Below are 647 nucleotides of genomic sequence, written 5' to 3'. Positions count from 1 at the left end.
ATTTTTTGTAGTTGTGAACGAGATTTAAATTTCTCTTGAGCAGCTTCTGCAACTTCTTTTGGTACTGCATAAACATCGGTTGGTGTGCACATAAACATTAAGCTGGTATCAGGTTTATGTTCACTCACATATTGCATAATACTGTCCATTGCCATAGAAACACGGACATGTTTTTCTCCGTCTAAATAAGCAATAGCAGCCAAGTGTAATTTTTGAGGAAATTGAACTAACCATTGGGCAATTTCTGGTATTTGCGTTAATAAATTAGCACCCAATTTATCTCTCAATGCTGAAGCTTTTGCCGAAGAGTCAATTTTTTCAATACTTGGTGCAATAAGCGTTGCGTTTCCTTGCTGGATTGTATTTAGAATTTTCCCCCAAACTCGTGGGTTTGGTAAATCTATTGCAACAATATTCGCATTCCATCTTGCTAGCCAAGGTAATGGTCCTGCTTCTGAGGCTGCACCAAATAACACCATCGTACGGTCAGATAAATCAAACCATTCAGGATGAGCAGCAGCTTCGCGTAAAGCCTTAGCATGGCTTGGTTCAATAATACCTGCATTTTCCCATTTTTGAATTTGGTCAAGTAAGCTTTGCCCGCTCAGTTTTTGACCTTTATATGTAACATACCATTCTGGTGCAGC

1 protein-coding gene is annotated in these 647 nt (G+C 39.1%); it reads right to left on the bottom strand.

Features of this window, described 5'->3' with window-relative positions:
* The coding region (locus tag ABD296_RS49760; RefSeq protein ID WP_344285611.1) for a hypothetical protein at positions 1-647 on the bottom strand (647 nt) is incomplete at both ends.

The organism is Actinomadura napierensis (genome assembly GCF_039529375.1).
Taxonomy (GTDB): domain Bacteria; phylum Actinomycetota; class Actinomycetes; order Streptosporangiales; family Streptosporangiaceae; genus Spirillospora; species Spirillospora napierensis.
The sequence above is the reverse complement of the archived record's forward strand: the minus strand, read 5'-3'. Positions and strand labels throughout refer to the sequence as shown.